General features: G+C 55.9%; 18 protein-coding genes. 13 read left to right on the top strand and 5 right to left on the bottom strand.

What is annotated here, in order from left to right; all coding sequences use genetic code 11:
- Positions 1–101: 101 nt before the first annotated feature.
- Positions 102–1,142 (bottom strand): DUF2793 domain-containing protein, encoded by a 1,041-nt coding sequence (locus RMR16_RS10250; RefSeq protein WP_320198323.1) that lies wholly within the window; start codon positions 1,140–1,142, stop codon positions 102–104.
- Between the two features lie 116 nt (positions 1,143–1,258).
- Positions 1,259–2,032: a 3'(2'),5'-bisphosphate nucleotidase CysQ gene (gene cysQ, locus RMR16_RS10245; protein ID WP_320198324.1), complete on the bottom strand. Its 774-nt coding sequence runs from the start codon at positions 2,030–2,032 to the stop codon at positions 1,259–1,261.
- 361 nt (positions 2,033–2,393) lie between these two features.
- Here cysQ and RMR16_RS10240 point away from each other — a divergent pair, with 361 nt between their 5' ends.
- From RMR16_RS10240 to RMR16_RS10210, 7 genes are all read left to right on the top strand, one after another.
- Complete coding sequence (locus RMR16_RS10240) at positions 2,394–3,296, top strand: branched-chain amino acid ABC transporter permease (protein ID WP_320198325.1); 903 nt, start codon at positions 2,394–2,396, stop codon at positions 3,294–3,296.
- Between the two features lie 4 nt (positions 3,297–3,300).
- A complete protein-coding gene (gene livM / locus RMR16_RS10235) occupies positions 3,301–4,698 on the top strand; it encodes a high-affinity branched-chain amino acid ABC transporter permease LivM (RefSeq protein WP_320198326.1) in 1,398 nt (465 codons plus the stop codon).
- The gene (locus tag RMR16_RS10230; protein ID WP_320198327.1) at positions 4,698–5,576 is read left to right on the top strand and encodes an ABC transporter ATP-binding protein; all 879 of its coding nucleotides are present in this window, start codon (positions 4,698–4,700) and stop codon (positions 5,574–5,576) included. The genes livM and RMR16_RS10230 overlap by 1 nt, the downstream gene beginning before the upstream one ends.
- Entirely contained in the window at positions 5,576–6,304 is a 729-nt protein-coding gene (locus tag RMR16_RS10225) for an ABC transporter ATP-binding protein (RefSeq protein ID WP_320198328.1), read from the top strand. The genes RMR16_RS10230 and RMR16_RS10225 overlap by 1 nt, the downstream gene beginning before the upstream one ends.
- A 162-nt stretch (positions 6,305–6,466) precedes the next feature.
- Positions 6,467–6,820, top strand: coding sequence for a DUF6867 family protein (locus RMR16_RS10220; protein ID WP_320198329.1), 354 nt, complete (start codon positions 6,467–6,469; stop codon positions 6,818–6,820).
- Between the two features lie 114 nt (positions 6,821–6,934).
- Positions 6,935–8,053, top strand: coding sequence for a branched-chain amino acid ABC transporter substrate-binding protein (locus RMR16_RS10215; protein ID WP_320198330.1), 1,119 nt, complete (start codon positions 6,935–6,937; stop codon positions 8,051–8,053).
- 410 nt (positions 8,054–8,463) lie between these two features.
- The gene (locus tag RMR16_RS10210) at positions 8,464–8,700 is read left to right on the top strand and encodes a hypothetical protein (protein WP_320198331.1); all 237 of its coding nucleotides are present in this window, start codon (positions 8,464–8,466) and stop codon (positions 8,698–8,700) included.
- Between the two features lie 51 nt (positions 8,701–8,751).
- Here RMR16_RS10210 and RMR16_RS10205 read toward each other — a convergent pair whose 3' ends face one another.
- From RMR16_RS10205 to RMR16_RS10195, 3 genes are all read right to left on the bottom strand, one after another.
- Positions 8,752–9,678, bottom strand: a complete 927-nt coding sequence (locus RMR16_RS10205; RefSeq protein ID WP_320198332.1) for a response regulator — start codon at positions 9,676–9,678, stop codon at positions 8,752–8,754.
- Positions 9,675–13,073: a hybrid sensor histidine kinase/response regulator gene (locus tag RMR16_RS10200; RefSeq protein WP_320198333.1), complete on the bottom strand. Its 3,399-nt coding sequence runs from the start codon at positions 13,071–13,073 to the stop codon at positions 9,675–9,677. Before RMR16_RS10200 ends, RMR16_RS10205 begins: the two co-directional genes overlap by 4 nt.
- A 96-nt stretch (positions 13,074–13,169) precedes the next feature.
- Entirely contained in the window at positions 13,170–14,204 is a 1,035-nt protein-coding gene (locus RMR16_RS10195) for a glutamine synthetase beta-grasp domain-containing protein (protein ID WP_320198334.1), read from the bottom strand.
- A gap of 486 nt (positions 14,205–14,690) precedes the next feature.
- On the opposite strand from RMR16_RS10195, the gene RMR16_RS10190 reads away from it, so the two are divergent.
- From RMR16_RS10190 to urtE, 6 genes are all read left to right on the top strand, one after another.
- Positions 14,691–14,882 (top strand): DUF2735 domain-containing protein, encoded by a 192-nt coding sequence (locus RMR16_RS10190; protein ID WP_320198335.1) that lies wholly within the window; start codon positions 14,691–14,693, stop codon positions 14,880–14,882.
- A 183-nt stretch (positions 14,883–15,065) separates the two neighbouring features.
- Entirely contained in the window at positions 15,066–16,352 is a 1,287-nt protein-coding gene (urtA, locus tag RMR16_RS10185) for an urea ABC transporter substrate-binding protein (RefSeq protein WP_320198336.1), read from the top strand.
- 233 nt (positions 16,353–16,585) lie between these two features.
- A complete protein-coding gene (gene urtB, locus RMR16_RS10180; RefSeq protein ID WP_320198337.1) occupies positions 16,586–18,190 on the top strand; it encodes an urea ABC transporter permease subunit UrtB in 1,605 nt (534 codons plus the stop codon).
- Positions 18,187–19,365, top strand: a complete 1,179-nt coding sequence (urtC, locus tag RMR16_RS10175; protein WP_320198338.1) for an urea ABC transporter permease subunit UrtC — start codon at positions 18,187–18,189, stop codon at positions 19,363–19,365. The genes urtB and urtC overlap by 4 nt, the downstream gene beginning before the upstream one ends.
- A gap of 7 nt (positions 19,366–19,372) precedes the next feature.
- Complete coding sequence (gene urtD, locus RMR16_RS10170) at positions 19,373–20,134, top strand: urea ABC transporter ATP-binding protein UrtD (protein ID WP_320198339.1); 762 nt, start codon at positions 19,373–19,375, stop codon at positions 20,132–20,134.
- A gap of 1 nt (position 20,135) precedes the next feature.
- Positions 20,136–20,831 carry an urea ABC transporter ATP-binding subunit UrtE gene (gene urtE, locus RMR16_RS10165; protein WP_320198340.1) on the top strand — a complete coding sequence of 232 codons (696 nt, stop codon included), beginning with the start codon at positions 20,136–20,138 and terminating at the stop codon, positions 20,829–20,831.
- Positions 20,832–20,928 lie beyond the last annotated feature (97 nt).

Genomic DNA, 20,928 nt, shown 5'->3' with positions numbered 1-20,928 from the left:
TTTCTTCGAAACGCGAAAACGCTCTATCTCTTTGTTTCAACATTTCCGGACGCAAAACCGCTTCACACTTGTGCTGGAAATGCTCTAACGACCGGCTGTTCTTACAGCATGATCAACGAAATCTCGGTTTTTCCCGGCCCATATGCAAGCTGGCACGTTCCCGCGTGGGCAAATGAAATGCGGTCGTTTTCATTCAACGTCGCCATGAAGCTTGCCGATTGCACGCTATTGGCCGCCGATGTGGTGCCGTTGAGCGCGAAGGTGCTTGCTGCACCATTGATCCTGATCGTCACCGTGTGTCCAGAGGACGATATGACGGCAAGCGAAAGCACGATGAGGTAGACCCCCGTTGCCGGAACCCGCAATTCCCGCAGCGTGCTGTTGACGATATCGCCCAGCGCAAAACCACCTTGCTGGATTGTCAGGTCCGTAAAACCGGAGAGCGAGCCCGCAGCATGGGAAACGTTGCCCGCTGCGCGACCAGCGCGCACCAAGGGGCGAGCCGGCATTGAGACGATGCCCGCGCCTGAAATCGACAGTGCCGTGTACCAGGTGGCGCCGTCTGCCGTGGTCTTTATTGAAAAGGCATCATTTCCGGCCAACCCCATTTCTGCGCGACCACTCCAACCCGACTGGAACAGCAGCGATGCGGTATCGGCAGGCGTTGCCTTGTTGACCTTGATCTGATGGCCACCGCCGGAGTCTCCATTGGTGAACAGGCTGGCGGAAGACGATACGGCGAGCCGGTTTGTTGCATCCGCGGTGGCGTTGATACCAAGCCGCTGGAACGCCGCGTTTTCGGGCAGGGAAAGCTCTTGCCAGCTTCCGCTCCGCAGCACTTTCAGGCGATTGTTTTCAGTAAACCATGCTTGCCAGCCTTCACGCGGGGCCAGATATATCCATGCATCGTCTTGCCGAAACGCAATTTTCCCCGTCTTGTTTGCCCAATCCCCTGTTGCAGCAGGCGCAATCAGAAAGCAGTCACCTTCACTCACCGTCTGCGGAGGCTGCGTGAGCTCTCCTTTGATTGTGAGTTGCGTGATGGCGTCCAGCCTTTGCAGGGCTTCGTTATGCGTCACATGTTTTTGTGCCTGCGAGGACAGGATATAGGGTAATTCAAGTCTCGATGTCTGTTCAGCCATTGTTCAATCTCCGTTGCGTTGGAGATTGTGAGGCCGTTTTGGTGCCCGTGGAGAAAGTTGCGAAATTATTTTTTTTGTCATGTGCGCAACTGTTTAAGGGGCCGCGCGCACGTCTTTCATGGGGCTGCGCCCCAGGCAATAAAATCCGGGTTGGCTAATCCGTCTTCATCGCTTTCGTCAAACTCATAGCGCAACGGCATTCCAGCCATATCCAGCGTAATGCCACCGGCAGCGCGCAACACGGCATCGCCCGCTGCCGTATCCCACATCATGGTCCGGCTGAAGCGGGGGTAGACGTCTGCGGCGCCTTCCGCCAGCATGCAGAATTTGAGGGACGAGCCGATGGATATGCTGTCGATCAAGCCGTTTTCCGCCACAAAAGCTTCGGTCTTCGGCGTGCAGTGGGACCGGCTGATGACGGCAATCGGAATTGTCGGCTTCGCGCGGCAACGAACCTTGCGGACATCGCTCTGTTCGAACTCATCGGAAATCTGAACCTTGCAGGCAATATCGTCATGCCCGCTCCACAGAACCTTGAGGGCGGGTGCATAAACCACACCCAAAACCGGCATGCCCTTGCGCACCAGAGCGATGTTGACGGTGAAGTCCTGTTTGCCTGAAATAAATTCCTTCGTGCCATCCAGCGGATCGACCAGAAAAAACTCTTCGCCCGTCTTCGGCACAACGCCGTTGGCGGCAGCCTCCTCGGCAATCACCGGAATATGCGGGAAGAATTCGTCAAGCGCCGCCAATATGACGTCTTCGGCTCTCTGATCGGCCTCCGTGACAGGGGAGCAATCATTCTTGTAGGTGACATGCGGCCCTGCGGCATGGACCGACATGATTTCCCTGCCAGCTTTTAACGCGGCCGCTATCAATATATCGAGCATCGAAGTCCCTTTGCCGGCAGCCAGATGCAATTCCCCAGCGCAAACGACATAGGCGCTTGTATCACGATTTACAACGTATGCTTGACTGTGACCAAGCAATGAGCATCGCATGGCAGAGAGATCGCATTTCAGCTCACGATAAGCCGTTTTTTACGGCAATTTCTGCTAAAATTATGGTCGTTCTGAGCTTTCAAGTGGCAAACGGTGGGTAAAATCCAAATATTGAACGCAATCCTACCTTTTTGACTTCACATTTCTACCGAACGAGATAAGGGTTTTGGTCAAGGGGGACATAAAAAGCAGCCCCGGAATCAACATAAACGAGACTTGCTTCGTTTGAGAGCAGGTCCGGGGGAAAAATATGGAGTACTTTATCCAGCAGCTCATAAACGGGCTGACTCTTGGATCTATCTATGGCCTTATCGCAATTGGCTATACGATGGTTTATGGCATTATCGGTATGATCAACTTCGCGCACGGCGATATTTTCATGCTCGGCGGCTTCGCAGCCCTGATTGTTTTCCTGATCCTCACATCGTTCTTCGCCGGTATTCCCGTTGCTGTTCTGCTTCTGGTGATGATGGTTGTTGCCATGTTGATGACGGGACTGTGGAACTGGGCAATCGAGCGCGTGGCTTACCGGCCTTTGCGCGGCTCCTTTCGTCTTGCGCCATTGATCACGGCCATCGGCATGTCCATCGCCCTGTCCAACTTCATTCAGGTCACGCAGGGTCCGCGCAACAAGCCGATCCCGTCCATGGTGACGGAAAACTACCATTTTGGCGCCATTACCATTTCGCTGAAGCAGCTTCTTATCGTGGCCATCACCTCGGTTCTGCTGTTCGCCTTCTGGTATATCGTCAACAAGACCCCGCTTGGCCGCGCGCAGCGCGCAACGGAACAGGACCGCAAAATGGCGGCACTTCTGGGCGTGGATGTTGACCGGACGATTTCCATCACCTTCGTCATGGGTGCCGCACTCGCCGCTGTCGCTGGTACGATGTATCTGATGTACTATGGCGTTGCGTCCTTCAATGACGGCTTCATTCCAGGCGTCAAGGCGTTTACGGCGGCGGTTCTCGGCGGCATTGGCTCGCTTCCCGGTGCTGTGCTCGGCGGTCTGCTGATTGGCCTCATCGAAAGCCTGTGGTCGGCTTATTTCTCCATCGCCTACAAGGACGTTGCGGCTTTTGGAATTCTTGCCTTCGTGCTGATTTTCAAGCCGACCGGTATTCTGGGCCGTCCGGAAGTCGAGAAGGTATAAGATCATGGCAAATATCGCTTCCGAAAACGGAACTTCCAGCCCGAGCCTGATGGCTCAGGCTGTGAAAGAAGGCATCTTTGCGGGCGTCGTCTCGTTTGGAATGTTCATTCTTTATATCGGCATCGTGACCTATCAGGATATCAACAACCAGTTGATATGGGGCACGCGCTGGGGTTTGCTGGCCATCTTCGTCGGTATCGCCGCGATTGGCCGTTTCCTTGTGGTCGGATTCATCCAGCCGCATCTGAACCGCCGCAGGCTGGCAAAGGCCAAGACCGGCATTCTGGAAATCTCGGAAGACAAAGGTTTCTTCCATAAACATTTCCTCAAGATAGCGCTAGTCTTTCTGCTGATTTATCCGGCAATCGCCGTTGGCCTTTTTGGCTTCCAGGGATCGCTGAAACTTGTCGATAACTTCGGCATCCAGATCCTCATCTATGTGATGCTGGCTTGGGGCTTGAATATCGTGGTTGGCCTCGCCGGCCTGCTCGATCTGGGTTACGTTGCCTTCTACGCTGTCGGCGCTTATTCCTACGCTTTGCTCTCCAGCTATTTCGGCCTGTCCTTCTGGGTTTTGCTGCCCATGGCTGGCATTCTGGCCGCTTTCTGGGGCATCATCCTCGGCTTTCCAGTGCTGCGTCTGCGCGGTGACTATCTTGCCATCGTGACGCTGGCATTCGGCGAAATCATCCGGCTTGTGTTGTTAAACTGGACGGAAGTAACGAAGGGCACCTTCGGTATTTCAGGCATCGCAAAAGCATCGATCTTCGGCATCTGGTCCTTCGACGTGGGTGCACCGAACAACTTTGCCAAGTCCTTCGGGCTGCCGATGTCGTCGTCCTACTACAAGATATTTTTGTTCTACGTCATCCTGTTCCTTTGCATGTTGACGGCCTATGTGACGATCAAGCTGCGCCGGATGCCAATCGGTCGCGCGTGGGAAGCGTTGCGTGAAGACGAAATCGCCTGCCGCTCTCTCGGCATCGACACGGTAAAAACCAAGCTGACGGCGTTTGCCACAGGCGCGATGTTCGGTGGTTTTGCGGGCTCGTTCTTTGCGGCACGTCAGGGCTTTGTTTCACCGGAAAGCTTCGTGTTCCTCGAATCGGCTGTCATTCTCGCCATCGTCGTTCTCGGCGGCATGGGCTCGCTGACGGGGATCGCGATTGCTGCCGTCGTCATGGTGGGTGGCACGGAACTGCTGCGTGAAATGGAATTCCTGAAGCACGTCTTCGGCAATGATTTCACACCGGAACTATACCGTATGCTGCTGTTCGGTTTGGCGATGATTATCGTCATGCTGTTCAAACCACGCGGCTTTGTCGGCTCGCGTGAACCCACGGCATTCCTGAAAGAGCGCAAGTCCGTATCGGGCAGCTTCACCAAGGAGGGTCACGGCTGATGGCTTCCGGAAACATTCCAATGACAACGAATAGCAACGGCGACACAATCCTCAAAGTCGAACATCTTTCCATGAAGTTCGGCGGACTGATGGCCATCAATGACTTCTCCTTCGAAGCCAAGCGTGGTGAAATCACCGCGTTGATCGGCCCGAACGGAGCAGGTAAAACCACTGTCTTCAACTGCATCACCGGCTTTTACAAGCCGACGATGGGCATGATTACCATGCGGCGCAAAACCGGACAGGAGCATCTTCTCGAGCGCTTGCCGGATTTCGAAATCACAAAGAAAGCCAAGGTTGCGCGTACCTTCCAGAACATCCGCCTGTTCTCGGGTCTGACTGTTTTGGAAAATCTGCTTGTTGCCCAGCACAACGCGTTGATGAAGGCTTCCGGTTATACCTTCCTCGGCCTGTTGGGTCTGCCGACCTATACCAATGCGGCGGCGGCTTCCATCGAGAAGGCCAAATATTGGCTGGAGAAGGCCGATATCATCGACCGCGCCGACGATCCGGCTGGCGATCTTCCTTATGGCGCGCAGCGTCGTCTGGAAATTGCGCGTGCCATGTGCACGGAGCCTGAACTTCTTTGCCTCGATGAGCCGGCTGCGGGTCTGAACCCTAAGGAGTCGCTGGCGCTCAACAACCTGTTGCGCGGCATCCGCAACGAAGGCACGTCGCTGCTTTTGATCGAGCATGACATGTCCGTCGTGATGGAAATTTCCGACCACGTCGTGGTTCTGGAATACGGCCAGAAGATTTCCGATGGCACGCCGGACCATGTGAGAAACGACCCCAAGGTCATCGCCGCCTATCTGGGTGTCGAGGATGATGAAGTGGAAGAAGTGATTGCAGTACAACTCGATGGGGGAGCGATCTGATGTCGGTTGAACCGCTTCTCAAAGTCCAGGGCGTCGAAACCTATTACGGCAACATTCGCGCACTGGCTGGTGTCGATGTTGAAGTTCACAAGGGTGAAATCGTCAGTCTTATCGGTGCCAATGGTGCCGGAAAATCAACGTTGATGATGACCATCTGCGGCAGCCCGCAAGCGCGCACCGGATCGATCATTTTTGATGGCGAAGACATCACCCGCGTCCCGACGCATCTGATTGCCCGCAAGCGTATTGCCCAGTCACCGGAAGGCCGTCGCATTTTTCCACGCATGACCGTTCTGGAAAATCTTCAGATGGGCGCAAATCTCGACAACCTCAAATATTTCAAAGAGGATGTCGAAAAGATTTTCGTGATGTTCCCGCGCTTGAAGGAGCGTCAGAGCCAGCGTGGCGGCACACTGTCTGGTGGCGAGCAGCAGATGCTGTCCATTGGTCGCGCGCTCATGTCTCGTCCAAAGCTGCTATTGCTGGATGAGCCATCGCTTGGTCTGGCACCTCTCATCGTCAAGGGCATCTTCGAGGCGATCAAGAAACTGAACGAGGAAGAAGGTCTGACCGTCTTTCTCGTGGAGCAGAACGCCTTTGCCGCGTTGAAACTGTCCAACCGTGCCTATGTCATGGTCAATGGCAAGGTGACGATGAGCGGTTCCGGCAAAGAGCTTCTGGCAAATCCGGAAGTGCGTGCCGCCTATCTCGAGGGTGGACGTCACTAAGAATTCTCGCGCCTGCCTGTGGTGGGCGCAGATCACCAGCCCCACAGGCCACTGCGGGGTTGGTGGATAACAATAACAATAAAGTCTGCCGGTAAACGGCGGGCGCAATACGAAGGCAGGTCCTGCGGCGCTGAATGCCCAAGGGCACTGATGGGGAAAAAGATGCAGGGACTTTTTTTCGAAAGTGACAGCGGCGTTCGTTATGTTTTGCGGGCACTTGTTGTCATTCTAGGGTTCTGGACGGCTTGGCGGACCGGCAAGTCCGTGGCCGAGGGTTGGGGTGAATATCCGACAGTGGTGATTTACACGCTGCTGTTGGGTGTCGTGATGCGTTTTCTGCATTACGCGCTCTTTGCGGGACCGATGCTGAATGGTTTTTACTACATCACAGACATCGTTCTGTTGCTCGCTTTTGCAACGGTTTCTTTCCGCGTGCGACGCACCAGCCAGATGGTCGACAACTACTATTGGCTGTACGACAGAACTTCAGCCTTTTCTTATAAGAAGAAAGATTGACAGCGGCGTTTTTCTGAATTCAGATTACCCGCCGGAGTGGAACAGCCTGAACAGTTAAGGTGGGTGCTGGGCAGGCAAAGATAATTACCCAACCATGGAACTGGGAGTAATATAATGAAGAAGTCTCTTCTTTCCGCAGTTGCGCTGACCGCAATGGTCGCCTTCAGCGGTTCGGCTTGGGCTGACATTCTTGTTGGTGTTGGTGGCCCGCTGACCGGCCCGAACGCGGCTTTCGGTGCACAGCTCCAGAAGGGCGCTGAACAGGCTGCGGCAGACATCAATGCTGCGGGCGGCATCAACGGCGAGAAAATCAAGATCGTGCTCGGCGACGACGTGTCTGACCCCAAGCAGGGCATTTCGGTTGCCAACAAGTTCGTCGCTGACGGCGTGAAGTTCGTTATCGGTCACTTCAACTCCGGCGTTTCTATCCCGGCCTCTGAAGTGTACGCAGAAAACGGCATTCTCGAAATCACACCGGCTGCGACCAACCCGGTCTTCACCGAGCGCGGCCTCTGGAACACCTTCCGCACTTGCGGACGTGACGACCAGCAGGGCAGCGTTGCGGGCAAGTACCTTGCCGAAAAGTTCAAGGACGCCAAGATTGCTATCGTTCACGACAAGACCCCTTATGGTCAGGGCCTTGCCGATGAAACCAAGAAGACCCTGAACGCCTCTGGCGCAAAAGAAGTCATCTATGAAGGCATCAACGTTGGCGACAAGGACTTCTCCGCTCTGATCGCGAAGATGAAAGAAGCTGGCGTATCGATCATCTATTGGGGTGGTCTCCACACAGAAGCCGGTCTTATCATCCGTCAGGCTGCTGACCAGGGCCTGAAGGCCAAGCTCGTTTCCGGTGACGGCATCGTTTCGAACGAACTGGCATCTATCGCTGGCGACGCCGTTGAAGGCACGCTGAACACATTCGGTCCTGATCCAACCATCAACCCTGCCAACAAGGATCTGGTTGCGAAGTTCAAGGCTGCTGGCTTCAACCCTGAAGCTTACACGCTTTACTCCTACGCAGCGTTGCAGACAATTGCAGCTGGTGCAAAGGAAGCTGGCTCGATCGAGGCAGAAAAAGTTGCTGCTGCGTTGAAGAAGGGCAAGTTCCAGACCGTTCTCGGCGAACTCTCCTTCGACGAAAAGGGCGACCCGAAGGCTCCCGGCTACGTCATGTACGAGTGGAAAAAGGGCCCAGACGGCAAGTACAGCTACTTCCAGCAGGGCAGCTAAGTCTTAACGGCATGAAACCAGAAAGCCCGGCAGCGATGCCGGGCTTTTTTGTTGATTGCACGCTCGCATTGAACCTCTCCGGCATACTGAAAGCCTAGAGCTCGCCACATGCTGGCGCATCAGGATTGCAATTATGAGTGGTGTTGACGATGAGGTCGACTGGGTTTGCCAGCCATGAGATCGGGGAACTGAAAAGCGGCCTGATCATCATCGCACATGAGATGTGTTCAGGCCGGGAAAGCTCCCGCCAATGGGCCAACGACGACTATTGATGGTTGCACACAATCGTGCGTCGCCGTGTCTGCCAGCAGAGGAGATGCGCAGCCGGAACATTACGCAGTATTAATGTTCGTGGGCGGAACCGCAGATGCAATCGTGGCGTTTCTCTGCACAAGCAATGAGGTCCAGCCATGAAAACACTTCTCATCTCGTCTTTGTTAGCAGTTTCGTCCATGTTTGTTTTTTCGGCGCCTTCCTATGCCGAAACGATGACCGTCACCACCACGCAAAAAGTTGTCCGTGAGCCAATGCAGCGAGACTATGGTGCCCGTCGCCATCACCGCGTTGCCCAAGAGTGCTTTGTCAAGAAAGTCCGGACCCATCATCACGGTCGCGTCGTCGTAAAGGAAACGCGGGTTTGCCGCTGACGCCGTGTGATTATGTCTCTTGCAACGGGCGCAGCATCTGCGCCCGTTTTTTTATGAATCGTGCAAGATGTGTGCAGCTTTGACCGCAGCGGACGCCCGGTTTTCGACGCCGAGTTTGACGTAGATCTGTTCCAGATGTTTGTTGACCGTGCGGGCGGAGAGGCCGAGAATATCGCCGATATCACGGTTGGATTTGCCCTTGGCGATCCACAACAGCACTTCGGACTCCCGGATCGTCAGAGTAAAATGCTGACGTAACATCTCATCGGCGGATTTATCATTGGCGGCGGTCAACCGGAAAAGATGTTCATCCGGGCCTATCGCACCGAGGAAGGTCAGTTGCAGCATGGCGCGGTCGGTCTGGTGAATGGTCAGGGGCATATCGCGTAGGCCATCGCTGCCGCGGTTGATCAGCCAATCAGCTATATGGCGGGAAACGATGTCCAGTCCATCATCGCGTCCCGTCGCGGCATTGACCAGCCGTGTTGCCTGTGGCGTCGACCAGTGGATTGCGCCATTGGCACGCACGGCCAGCAAATGACGTCCCGCGGCATCCAGCGCCACGCGGGCGCTCTGGGCGGAACGGGCGTTGGAAAGATGGACACGGATGCGGGCGCGCAGTTCATCGATATTGATCGGCTTGGTGAGATAATCCACGCCGCCCGATTCGAGCGCACGCACCACATGTTCGGTTTCGGTCAGCCCCGTCATGAAAATAACCGGCACCTGTGTGACGGCTGCGTTGGATTTCAGACGCGAACACGTCTCGAAACCGTCCATGGCGGGCATGACGGCGTCGAGCAGAATGATATCCGGGGTAATGCGTTCCGCGATGTTGAGAGCAGACTGTCCTGATGTGGCAATCAGCACCGAAAAGCCGGATTGCTCCAGCGCGTCGGTCAGAAAACCGAGCGCTTCGGGGCTGTCGTCCACCAGAAGAACGATATCTCTCGGTAGCGTCGTTGTCTGCACGCTCATGGCTGACGCTCCTTTTGGGTGGTGTTGTGGTCTTCAAAGCCGCTGAGAAAAGCAGCGTAACCGGCCATATCGAAGGCCTGTACGTAGGTGGCAAGCTCTGCGGTGAAGGCCAGGTTATCCGCATTGCGGGAGAGATCGGCTAGCTTTGTTTCGATGCCGCGTATGTAACCGATTTCGCCAAGCCGCTGCAAATCTTGAATGTGAGAAGCCCCCGGTGTTTTGATTTCTGTGGGGGCAGTCGGTTCCTGCGGTGGAACATCCGTGTCGTAAATCCACGTCAGTCCCAGATGGACGGCGAGCTTGTCGCACAGCTGGCGGATATCGACCGGTTTGGCGATGGCGTCATTATGATTGTCTTCGCCCGCGCCGGCCATCGAACCATCGCCGATATTGGCGGATAGCATGATGAGCGGGGCCGTCTGGCCCGCCTCGCGCAACTTTAAGACAAGCTGCCAGCCATTCATGCCCGGCATGGAAATATCGATGAGGAAAAGGTCGGGTTTAACGCCTTCGATGAGGGTCAGGCATTCCGGGCCGCTCTGGGCGGTCAGCACCACGAAGTCGAGCGGCCCCAAGACCTGGCGCATCAGCTCGCGATGATCCTCATTGTCGTCCACAACGACAATGGTGCGGCGTGGGCCGGAATAGGAGGTGATGGTCTTTTCCGGTGCTGGCGCCGTGTTGGGCCGGTCGACGGCCGACAGCATCAACCGCACCTTGAAGGTAGAGCCTTTATCCTTTTCGCTGATGACGGAGATTTCGCCACCGAGCGTGTTGGTCAAAAGCTGGGTGATGGTCAGGCCAAGGCCGAGGCCCGGCATGGGACGAATGCTGTCGGCCTCACCACGCTGGAAGGGTTCATAGATGCGGCTCAGGTCTTTTTCGGCAATGCCGCGCCCCGTATCGGAAATGGTGAAAGTGGCGACCTGGCTGCGATAGGCGACGTTGAAATGCACCTCGCCTGCATCGGTAAACTTGATGGCGTTGGATAACAGATTGACGAGGATTTGGCGCAACCGCTTTTCGTCGGTGCGGACATAGTGCGGCAGGGCGCGGGTGCGCTCATGCTTTAATTCCAGCCCCTTGGCCTGTGCCTGCGGGCGAAACAGATCGATGATCTGGTCCAGAAAATCCTGAATATTGATTTCGTTGGAATAGACCTGCAAACGGCCCGCTTCGATCTTGGAGATATCCAACAACCCGTCGATGAGGCCGGAGAGGTGGTCAGCCGAGCGGCGGATGACCTTGATGGCGGATTGGCGCGGGGCGGGGATGGTCTCATCGCGCTCCAGAATTTGCGCATAACCCAGAACGGCGTTCAGAGGCGTGCGCAATTCGTGGCTGAGGCCGACCACATAGCGGCTTTTGGCCCGGTTGGCGGCTTCTGCCGTTTCCTTGGCGTCCTGCAATGCAGCATCGGTTTTTTTGTGCGCTGCGATTTCCTTCAACAGCAGGGTGTTTTGGCGCGATGATTCTTCCTCCGCCACGACGCGACTGTCGTGCGCGAGCACCAGAAACCAGCAAACAATGCCGGCAATGACGGCGAAAACGAAGAACACCGCCAACACGGTGCGGTTGACCACATCCACCGTTGCGGGCGAGGCTGTGCCAACCTGATGGGCGATCAGCGCCAGTGTTGCTCCCAAAACGGCGATGGCAAGCGCCGCAGACATGGTGTAGCGGCCAAGACGCGTGGCCAGTTTCGCGACAAGATCATCCGGCAAAAAGGAGCGGGCGACGGTAGCGACCTGATAGTTCAGCTTCGCCTTAGGTTTGCACATGTCATGGCAGCGGCTGTCCAGGGAGCAGCAGAGCGAACAGATCGGCGCGGCATAGGCCGGGCACCATGCCATGTCTTCCGGTTCGAAAGGATGTTCGCAGATGGAGCATGTGATGCCACTCGCTTCTTTCCATTTCTGACGCGGCTTGCGGGCCAGATAGAATTTCCCCTTCGTTCCCCAGGCAATCAGCGGTGAGGTGATAAAAGCCACCATCAGTGTGAGATAGGGCGCGAGCGACGCGGCGACGCTGCCGAACAGGCCGAAATGGGCCGTGAGCGCAATGGTGGCCGAAAGCGCCATGGAGCCGACGCCGACAGGGTTGATATCATAAAGATGAGCTCGCTTGAACTCGATGCCGGGTGGTGCAAGGCCCAGCGGCTTGTTGATGAAGAGATCAGCGGAAATGGTGCAGAGCCACGCCATGGCGATGATGGAAAAGATGCCAAGCGTTTCTTCCAGCAGGCGGTAGATGCCCAATTCCATCAACAGCAGGGCGATCAACACATTAAAGACCAGCCAGACAACACGGCCGGGATGGCTGTGGGTGAGGCGGGAGAAGAAATTCGACCATGCAAGAGATCCCGCATAGGCGTTCATGACATTGATCTTCAACTGCGACACGACCACGAAGGCGACCATCAGCAGAAGCGCTGCGTTTTCATTCGGGATCATATAGCCGAAGGCGGTGAGATACATTTGCGAGGGATCGGCGGCGCGGTCCAGCGGAACGCCCGAGCTGAAGGTCAGCACGACGAGGAACGAGCCTGCCAGCAGTTTCGGGACGCCAACGACGACCCAGCCCGCACCGGCGAGAAAAACGGCAAGCCGATGGCGCAGTTTGAGTTTGCCGTCGGCTGGCAAAAAGCGAAGAAAGTCTACCTGTTCGCCAATCTGCGACATCAACGCCAGAATGACCGCGGATGCCGCGCCGAATTCTATCAGGTTGAAATCTGCTGTGGTGCCGGACGGTCCCGAGGCGTGGTGAATGCCAGCAAATGCGCGCCAGAGATCGAATTTTTCCCAATCCAGAAACGCGATGAAGATAAACGGCAGGATGTTCAGCACGATCCAGAAGGGCTGCGTGATGATCTGAAAACGGCTGATGAGGCGCACACCGTGGGTGACGAGCGGAATGACCATGACGGCAGAGATGATGTAGCCAATCCACAGCGGAATGCCGAGCGCCAGTTCCAGCGCGCCGGACATGATGGATGCCTCAATCGCAAACAGCATGAAGGTGAAGGAAGCGTAGATCAGCGACGTGATGGTGGAGCCGATATAACCAAAACTCGCCCCGCGTGTCAGCAGGTCGATATCGACGCCATAACGAATGGCATAACGGCTGATGGGTATGCCGACCGCAAGCATGACGGCGGATGCAATGAGGATGGCGAAAATGGCATTCGTGGTGCCGTAAGACAGCGTGATCGCGCCGCCGATGGCTTCCAGCGCCAGAAAGGAAATAGCGCCAATGGCCGTATGCGAAATTCGGCTTGACGAGAATTGCCGTGCGCTTTTGGCGGTGAAACGCAGCGCATAATCTTCCAGCGTCTGGTTGGCAACCCAGCGGTTGTACTCTCGCCTGACGGGGATGATGCGTTGCCGTGCGGCCATGCGGACGTCATAGCCTCCGAAACGGGCATCGACTTCCTGTGAAGCCGATAGATAGAAAAATGGCGTCGCCCAAATCGAGCGACGCCATTTTAAATATTAGGCAGCAGCCGACTTGGCGAGTGGCACTTCCGCGATGGTCTTAAGAACGACAGACGCGATCTGGTAAGGGCAACCCTGGCTGTTTGGACGACGATCTTCAAGGTAGCCCTTGTAACCGTTGTTTGCGAAAGAGTGTGGAACGCGGATCGACGCGCCACGGTCAGCGATGCCGTAGGAGAACTTGTTCCATGGTGCTGTTTCGTGCTTGCCGGTCAGGCGCAGATGGTTGTCTGGGCCGTAAACGTCGATGTGCTCTTTCCAGTTCTTTTCGAAAGCAGCCATAAGGGCTTCGAAATACTCCTTGCCGCCAACTTCACGCATGAACTTGGTGGAGAAGTTGCAGTGCATGCCAGAGCCGTTCCAGTCGGTATCGCCGAGTGGCTTGCAATGGAATTCGACGTCGATGCCGTACTTTTCGCACAGACGGATCAAGAGGTAGCGTGCAATCCAGATCTGGTCGGCGGCGCGCTTGGAGCCCTTGCCGAACACCTGGAATTCCCACTGGCCCTTTGCCACTTCGGCGTTGATGCCTTCGTGGTTGATGCCGGCTTCGAGGCAGAGGTCGAGGTGCTCTTCAACGATTTCACGCGCGATGGAGCCGACGTTCTTGTAGCCGACGCCTGTGTAATATGGACCCTGCGGAGCTGGGTAGCCCTGCTCTGGGAAGCCGAGCGGACGGCCTTCTTCGTAGAAGAAGTATTCCTGCTCAAAGCCGAACCATGCGTCTTCGTCGTCGAGAATGGTTGCGCGGCTGTTGGACGCGTGTGGCGTAACGCCATCCGGCATCATGACTTCGCACATAACCAGTGCGCCGTTGGTGCGGGCTGGGTCTGGATAGATGGCAACTGGCTTCAGAACGCAATCCGAGCTGTGGCCTTCGGCCTGCTGGGTGGAGGAGCCGTCAAAGCCCCAGAGCGGAAGCTGCTCGAGTGTCGGGAATTCGTCGAATTCCTTGATCTGGGTTTTGCCACGCAGGTTTGCGACCGGCTTGTATCCGTCCAGCCAGATGTACTCGAGTTTGAACTTAGTCATTACGAACCTCTCATAGGTTAAGATGCGAAGCCTTGATCATTCTCATTCGATAATGGCGAGAGAGAACCGCTTCCGCTTTCAAGGGCTGCCAATATGAAAGCACGCGCCGTGCCAGTTTGATGCCTCGCGCGACGACTCACTCGATTTTTTCAAGCGCACTCTTCCGGAAGGTCGAAAAACTCCTCTAAACGTGATGAGGCCGATTCACGAAAAATCGTGAGATTTCTGATGCTTTTGTAGGGGCGTCGATGTTTTTTGAACAAAAAAGATGCCGTTTTCATCCCGAAGCGCAATTTTTCGACAGAAACCCTCATTTTTTGCTCGAAGACTGCATAAAGACTGTTCTTTGAACTTGTCGTTTGCGAGTCTGCCTATTTTTTATGCTTTGTGATATTTTTTTAATCAGAAGGGGTGAAATTCCGCTTTGTTTGAGTTATATTCAAATCAAGCAAAATGCTGAGGTGCTCAAACTGAAAGTGTAATGTCATGAGAAGCGACCCGCATATCGAAAGTGCAACGATTTATCAGTTTCCCGTTGGTGGCCGTTCTGGCTTCAAGGGCTTTCGCAAGGATGCCGTGCAAGCGGTCAAGTCCCAGCCCACGCATGTGGACTTCGATAGCTGGTATCATCAGGAAGCGATTTCGGAAAATTCCGACAACGATAAACCTCACAACTGAATGACTGAAGATGCGGTCTCACGACACGCGTTGTGAGACATGTCGTTGGTGCGCGTTTCGCCACCCCACCTACGTCAATTGACGTATACGGTTTCATGAATGTGAGGCCGATAGTCCCCTTCCAGCAGCGGTAAAATAACCGCTGAGCCCATCGAGGCTAAAACAAGGAGAGGGGTTCTTCCGATGACATTGAGAAAGACGCTCACTGGCGCGTTACTCGGCGCTATTTTGTCCTCCACCGCATTCCACGGTGCTTTGGCCGCTGACACCATCAAGGTCGGCGTTCTGCATTCGCTTTCAGGCACCATGGCGATTTCCGAAACGACGCTGAAAGATGCCATGTTGATGCTCATCGATGAGCAGAACAAAAAGGGCGGCGTTCTGGGCAAGAAGCTCGAAGCCGTTGTTGTCGATCCGGCCTCCGATTGGCCGCTGTTTGCTGAAAAAGCCCGTCAGCTGATTTCGCAGGATAAGGTCGCTGCCGTGTTCGGCTGCTGGACGTCTTCGTCGCGCAAATCCGTTCTGCCGGTGTTTGAAGAGCTGAATTCCATCCTCTTCTATCCGGTACAGTATGAGGGTGAAGAATCCTCCCGCAACATTTTCTACACTGGTGCCGCCCCTAACCAGCAGGCCATTCCGGCTGTTGATTATCTCGCCAACACGGAAGGCGTCGAGCGTTGGGTTCTGGCGGGCACGGACTACGTCTATCCGCAGACAACCAACAAAATCCTCAAGGCCTATCTGGAATCCAAAGGCGTGAAGCCTGAAGACATCATGGTCAACTACACGCCATTTGGTCATTCCGACTGGCAGACCATTGTTTCCGATATCAAGAAATTCGGCTCAGCTGGCAAAAAGACCGCTGTTGTGTCCACCATCAATGGTGATGCCAACGTGCCGTTCTATAAGGAACTGGCAAACCAGGGCGTGAAGGCGGAAGACATTCCAGTCGTCGCATTCTCCGTGGGTGAAGAAGAGCTTGCCGGTCTCGACACCGGCCCACTGGTCGGTCACCTTGCCGCCTGGAACTACTTCCAGTCCGTCGATGCACCGGTCAATGCCGAATTCATCAAGGAATGGCACGCCTTTACCAAGAACGACAAGCGCGTGACCAACGACCCTATGGAAGCCGCTTACATCGGTTTTAACGCATGGGTGAAGGCAGTTGAGGCTGCCGGCACGACGGAAACTGACAAGGTTCTCGACAGCATCATCGGTGTTTCAGTTCCAAACCTGACCGGCGGTTACGCCACCGTCATGCCGAACCACCACATCACCAAACCGGTGCTGATCGGGGAAATTCAGGCAGACGGCCAGTTCCAGATCGTACAGCAGACCCCGCAGGTCGTGGGCGATGAGTGGTCGGATTATCTGCCAGACTCGAAAGACCTGATCTCCGATTGGCGCAAGCCAATGGAATGCGGCAACTTCAACGTGGCCACTGGCAAGTGCGGCGGCAAGGGTAGCTGATAGGCGCGAGGGGCTGGGGGTGGGCCGATGGCTCACCTCCAACTCAACGTCATCCTCGGGCTTGACCCGAGGATCTACCAGGCGAGCGATCTCGTGGACGTTGAGTAGGGGCTGATGTGCGCAGATCCTCGGGTCAAGCCCGAGGATGACGTTGAGGGAGCCGAAACTGCTTCAACATTGAATTTGCCCGCTTTGCATATCTTCGCTGCGGGCTTCCAAGGGGGACTTGGGATATGTTTCTTCGTGTTTTGGCCATGCTCGGCCTCTTGCTCAGCCTCGCGACACCGTCGATGGCGCAAAGCGATCCGAAAGCGCTGATCGATGCACTCGGCACAGCCGATTTCAAGCTGGCTGAAGCTTTGACCGGGCAGATTGCAGCGACGGGAGACCCGCGTGTGGTCCCGGCGCTGGAGGCATTTGCGGAAGGCGATCTTTACGTTCGCAAGTCCGACAATCTGGTATTCATGACCAAGCCGGCTGGTGCCAATTTCATGCTGATCGATCCGCTGACTGGTGAGAGCGCCGGTGAAGCGCCCAAGGCCACAGTGACCAAGATCAAGGTCAACAACAATCTTCGTCGTGTTATTCGCGCAGCCCTTGGCGGGTTGACGCTGCTCAGCCCGGAAAAATCCGTTCGTATGTCCGCTGCCGATGCCGTGCTGAAAGCGCCGAGCGCGGAAAATCTGCAATTGCTGGAAACGGCGCTTGCCAAGGAAACCGATACGCAGGTTCGCACCCGCATGGAAGAGGCGAAGGCCGTTTCGTTGCTGGCCTCTGATCGGTCGCTTGATGAGAAACGCGCCGCGATCGAGACCATCAAAAACCTTGGTGGACGGGGTGCGATCAGCATTCTGATGGCCGCGGCCTCCGTTACGGATTCCAGCCTGAAACCCGATGTCGACGCCGCAATTTCGCATATTGAAGGTTCGCTTGCCATTTGGGATGGCGTGCAGAATATCTGGTACGGGCTGTCCCTCGGTTCCGTGCTGCTGCTGGCCGCTATTGGCCTTGCCATCACCTTCGGGGTGATGGGCATCATCAACATGGCGCACGGCGAGATGGTGATGATCGGAGCTTACTCCACCTTTATGGTGCAGGAGGTGATCCGCAACAATTACCCCGGCCTGTTTGACTGGTCGCTGGCCATTGCGCTGCCGGTTGCGTTCATTGTGACGGGGGCGGTGGGTCTTGTGATGGAACGCGGTGTTATCCGCTATCTCTATGGGCGTCCGTTGGAAACCCTGCTGGCGACATGGGGCATCTCGCTCATTCTGCAACAAAGCGTTCGCTCCATTTTCGGCCCGACCAACCGGGAGGTGGGCAACCCGAGTTGGATGTCCGGTTCGTTCAATGTTGGTTATCTCAGCTTCACCTGGAACCGTGTGTGGATCGTCTGCTTCTCGCTATCGGTATTCTTCGCGCTGCTTCTGCTGTTGAAGCGCTCCGCCTTCGGACTGCAAATGCGTGCCGTGACCCAGAACCGCCGTATGGCGTCTTCCATGGGCATTCGCACGCCGTGGGTGGATGCCTTCACTTTCGCGCTGGGTTCCGGCGTGGCAGGGTTGGCCGGTGTCGCGCTTTCGCAGATCGATAACGTGTCTCCCAATCTCGGCCAATCTTATATCATCGATAGCTTCATGGTCGTGGTGTTCGGCGGCGTGGGTAATCTTTGGGGAACGCTGGTCGGCGCGCTGTCGCTGGGCGTGCTCAACAAGTTTCTTGAGCCGACCGTCGGTGCCGTTCTCGGCAAAATCCTCGTCCTCGTCCTCATCATCCTGTTCATCCAGAAGCGGCCACGCGGTCTCTTCGCACTCAAGGGAAGGGCGATCGAAGCATGATTACCGGCTTTCTTATCCGAGCGCTCGACCGCCGCATTACCATCGCGATTGGTATTATTCTGGCTATTGCGCTGCTGGTTCCGGCCTCCAACCTGCTGTTGCCCGCAGACAGCGCATTCCGCATTCCGACCTACATCATGTCGATGCTTGGCAAATATCTGTCCTATGCCATTCTGGCTTTGGCACTTGATCTTGTGTGGGGGTACTGCGGCATTCTTTCGCTGGGCCACGCCGCCTTCTTCGCGCTCGGCGGTTACGCCATGGGCATGTATCTGATGCGGCAGATCGGTACGCGCGGCGTTTACGGCCACCCTGTGCTGCCGGATTTCATGGTATTTTTGAACTGGAAAGAACTGCCGTGGTTCTGGCAGGGGTTCGATATGTTCTGGTTCGCCATGGTAATGGTGCTGGTCGTGCCGGGCGTGCTGGCCTTCGTATTCGGCTGGTTCGCGTTCCGCAGCCGCGTCAATGGCGTCTACCTGTCCATTATCACGCAGGCGATGACATACGCTTTGCTGCTCGCCTTCTTCCGCAACGATATGGGCTTTGGCGGTAATAATGGCCTGACAGACTTCAAGGACATCCTGGGATTTTCGGTCCAGTCGGATGGCACCCGCGCCGTGCTGTTTGCGATGACGGCGATTATGCTGGCGCTCTCGCTGGTGATCGCATCCGGCATCGTCAATTCGAAATTCGGCAAGGTGCTGGTCGGCGTTCGCGATGCGGAAAGCCGGGTGCGTTTCCTTGGCTTCCGGGTGGAGAACATCAAGCTCTTCACCTTCGTCGTCTCAGCCATGATGGCAGGCGTTGCGGGTGCACTGTTCGTGCCACAGGTCGGCATCATCAACCCCGGCGAATTTTCGCCCGCCAACTCCATTGAAGTGGTTGTTTGGACGGCGGTGGGTGGTCGCGGAACGCTGATCGGGCCGATTATCGGCGCGGTGCTGGTCAATGGCGGAAAGAGTTATTTTACCGGAGCATTCCCCGAATTCTGGCTGTTTGCGCTGGGCGGGTTGTTCATTGCGGTGACGCTTTTCTTCCCGAAAGGCATTGTCGGCAGCATCCAGCATTATTTCGCTGGACGGCGTGAAAAGCAGCTGGTGGCTGCCAAGGAAAATGCCAAAAGCGCGGGCAATGACCATGCCGTAGCCGCGGCACAACAGGCTGCGGAGTGAGGCTCACATGAACACGATTGCCGAAAACAGAACCAAAAGCCTGCTCTATCTCGACGGTGTTTCCGTCTCCTTCGACGGTTTCAAGGCGCTGAACTCGCTGTCCTTCGTGGTCGAACCGGGTGAGCTTCGCGCCATCATCGGCCCGAATGGTGCTGGCAAGACAACGATGATGGACATCATCACCGGCAAGACCCGGCCAGACAGCGGCAAGGTGCTGTTCGAAGAAACAATCGATCTGACGAAAAAGGACGAGGCGGATATCGCCCAGCTGGGCATTGGCCGTAAATTCCAGAAGCCGACCGTGTTTGAAAGCCACACTGTCTGGGACAATCTGGAGCTTGCGCTGAACCGCAAACGCGGCGTGTTCGCCACCCTGTTTTATCGGCTGACGGAAGAGGACAAGGCGCGGATAGAGGAAATCCTCGCCACCGTGCGCCTTTCCCATCGCCGCAATGATCTGGCCGCAAATCTGTCGCACGGCCAAAAACAATGGCTGGAAATCGGTATGTTGCTGGCGCAGGAGCCGAAGCTTCTTCTGGTGGACGAGCCGGTGGCCGGCATGACGGATGCTGAAACGGCAGAGACGGCGGTGCTGTTGAAAGAAATCGCCAAGACGCGATCCGTCGTGGTGGTGGAGCACGACATGGGCTTCATCCGCGAACTCGGCGTCAAGGTCACGTGCCTTGCCGAAGGTTCAGTACTGGCCGAAGGGTCGATCGACTTTGTTTCAAGCGATCCAAAGGTGATCGAGAATTATCTGGGGCGGTAACATGCTAAGCGTTGAAAACATCAATCTCCATTATGGCGCGGCACAAGCGTTGCGTGGCATTTCGCTGAATGCGGAGATGGGCAAAATTACCTGCGTGCTGGGCCGCAATGGCGTGGGCAAAAGCTCGCTGCTGCGCGCCGTTACAGGCCAACATGCCATCAGCGGCGGGACGATCAGTTTTGGCGGTGAGAGCCTCAACGGCCTGGCACCTTACCAGCGGGCCAAGCGCGGCGTGGGGTATGTGCCGCAGGGGCGGGAGATTTTTCCGTTGCTGACGGTTCAGGAAAACCTGCAATCCGGCTTTGCGCCGGTATCGCGCAAGGAACGTTTTATTCCTGATGATATTTTCAGCCTGTTTCCGGTGCTGCAATCGATGCTGTCACGACGTGGCGGAGATTTGTCGGGCGGTCAGCAACAGCAATTGGCAATCGGTCGCGCACTGGTCACACGCCCGAAAATCCTCGTTCTGGATGAGCCGACTGAAGGCATTCAGCCATCGATCATCAAGGATATTGGCCGGGCGATCAAATATCTGCGGGATTCCACCGGCATGGCGATCCTGCTGGTCGAGCAATATCTGGATTTCTGCCGGGAGCTTGCCGACTATGTTTACATCATGGATCGAGGAGAGATCGTCCATCAAGGTGCAGCTGAAACGCTGGATACGCCGGAAGCCAGGCGGCATTTGACGGTGTGAGGTGGCGCTTTTCGTTCACGGTCGGATAAAGGCGCTATAATATTGTGAATGCCTATGCGCTGCTGCATAGCATCCATGCAGCACTTTAGCATTTCAT

Origin of the sequence: Agrobacterium sp. rho-13.3 (assembly GCF_033957765.2) — a bacterium.
Classification (GTDB): Bacteria; Pseudomonadota; Alphaproteobacteria; order Rhizobiales; family Rhizobiaceae; genus Agrobacterium.
Note: the sequence above shows the minus strand (reverse complement) of the source record. Positions and strands in the feature narration are given on the sequence as shown.

Excerpts from the sequence above, each read along its gene's own strand:
- RMR16_RS10250 (WP_320198323.1), bottom strand. The coding sequence starts at position 1,142 with ATGGCTGAACAGACATCGAGACTTGAATTACCCTATATCCTGTCCTCG.
- cysQ (WP_320198324.1), bottom strand. The coding sequence starts at position 2,032 with ATGCTCGATATATTGATAGCGGCCGCGTTAAAAGCTGGCAGGGAAATC.
- RMR16_RS10240 (WP_320198325.1), top strand. The coding sequence starts at position 2,394 with ATGGAGTACTTTATCCAGCAGCTCATAAACGGGCTGACTCTTGGATCT.
- livM (WP_320198326.1), top strand. The coding sequence starts at position 3,301 with ATGGCAAATATCGCTTCCGAAAACGGAACTTCCAGCCCGAGCCTGATG.
- RMR16_RS10230 (WP_320198327.1), top strand. The coding sequence starts at position 4,698 with ATGGCTTCCGGAAACATTCCAATGACAACGAATAGCAACGGCGACACA.
- RMR16_RS10225 (WP_320198328.1), top strand. The coding sequence starts at position 5,576 with ATGTCGGTTGAACCGCTTCTCAAAGTCCAGGGCGTCGAAACCTATTAC.
- RMR16_RS10220 (WP_320198329.1), top strand. The coding sequence starts at position 6,467 with ATGCAGGGACTTTTTTTCGAAAGTGACAGCGGCGTTCGTTATGTTTTG.
- RMR16_RS10215 (WP_320198330.1), top strand. The coding sequence starts at position 6,935 with ATGAAGAAGTCTCTTCTTTCCGCAGTTGCGCTGACCGCAATGGTCGCC.
- RMR16_RS10210 (WP_320198331.1), top strand. The coding sequence starts at position 8,464 with ATGAAAACACTTCTCATCTCGTCTTTGTTAGCAGTTTCGTCCATGTTT.
- RMR16_RS10205 (WP_320198332.1), bottom strand. The coding sequence starts at position 9,678 with ATGAGCGTGCAGACAACGACGCTACCGAGAGATATCGTTCTTCTGGTG.
- RMR16_RS10200 (WP_320198333.1), bottom strand. The coding sequence starts at position 13,073 with ATGGCCGCACGGCAACGCATCATCCCCGTCAGGCGAGAGTACAACCGC.
- RMR16_RS10195 (WP_320198334.1), bottom strand. The coding sequence starts at position 14,204 with ATGACTAAGTTCAAACTCGAGTACATCTGGCTGGACGGATACAAGCCG.
- RMR16_RS10190 (WP_320198335.1), top strand. The coding sequence starts at position 14,691 with ATGAGAAGCGACCCGCATATCGAAAGTGCAACGATTTATCAGTTTCCC.
- urtA (WP_320198336.1), top strand. The coding sequence starts at position 15,066 with ATGACATTGAGAAAGACGCTCACTGGCGCGTTACTCGGCGCTATTTTG.
- urtB (WP_320198337.1), top strand. The coding sequence starts at position 16,586 with ATGTTTCTTCGTGTTTTGGCCATGCTCGGCCTCTTGCTCAGCCTCGCG.
- urtC (WP_320198338.1), top strand. The coding sequence starts at position 18,187 with ATGATTACCGGCTTTCTTATCCGAGCGCTCGACCGCCGCATTACCATC.
- urtD (WP_320198339.1), top strand. The coding sequence starts at position 19,373 with ATGAACACGATTGCCGAAAACAGAACCAAAAGCCTGCTCTATCTCGAC.
- urtE (WP_320198340.1), top strand. The coding sequence starts at position 20,136 with ATGCTAAGCGTTGAAAACATCAATCTCCATTATGGCGCGGCACAAGCG.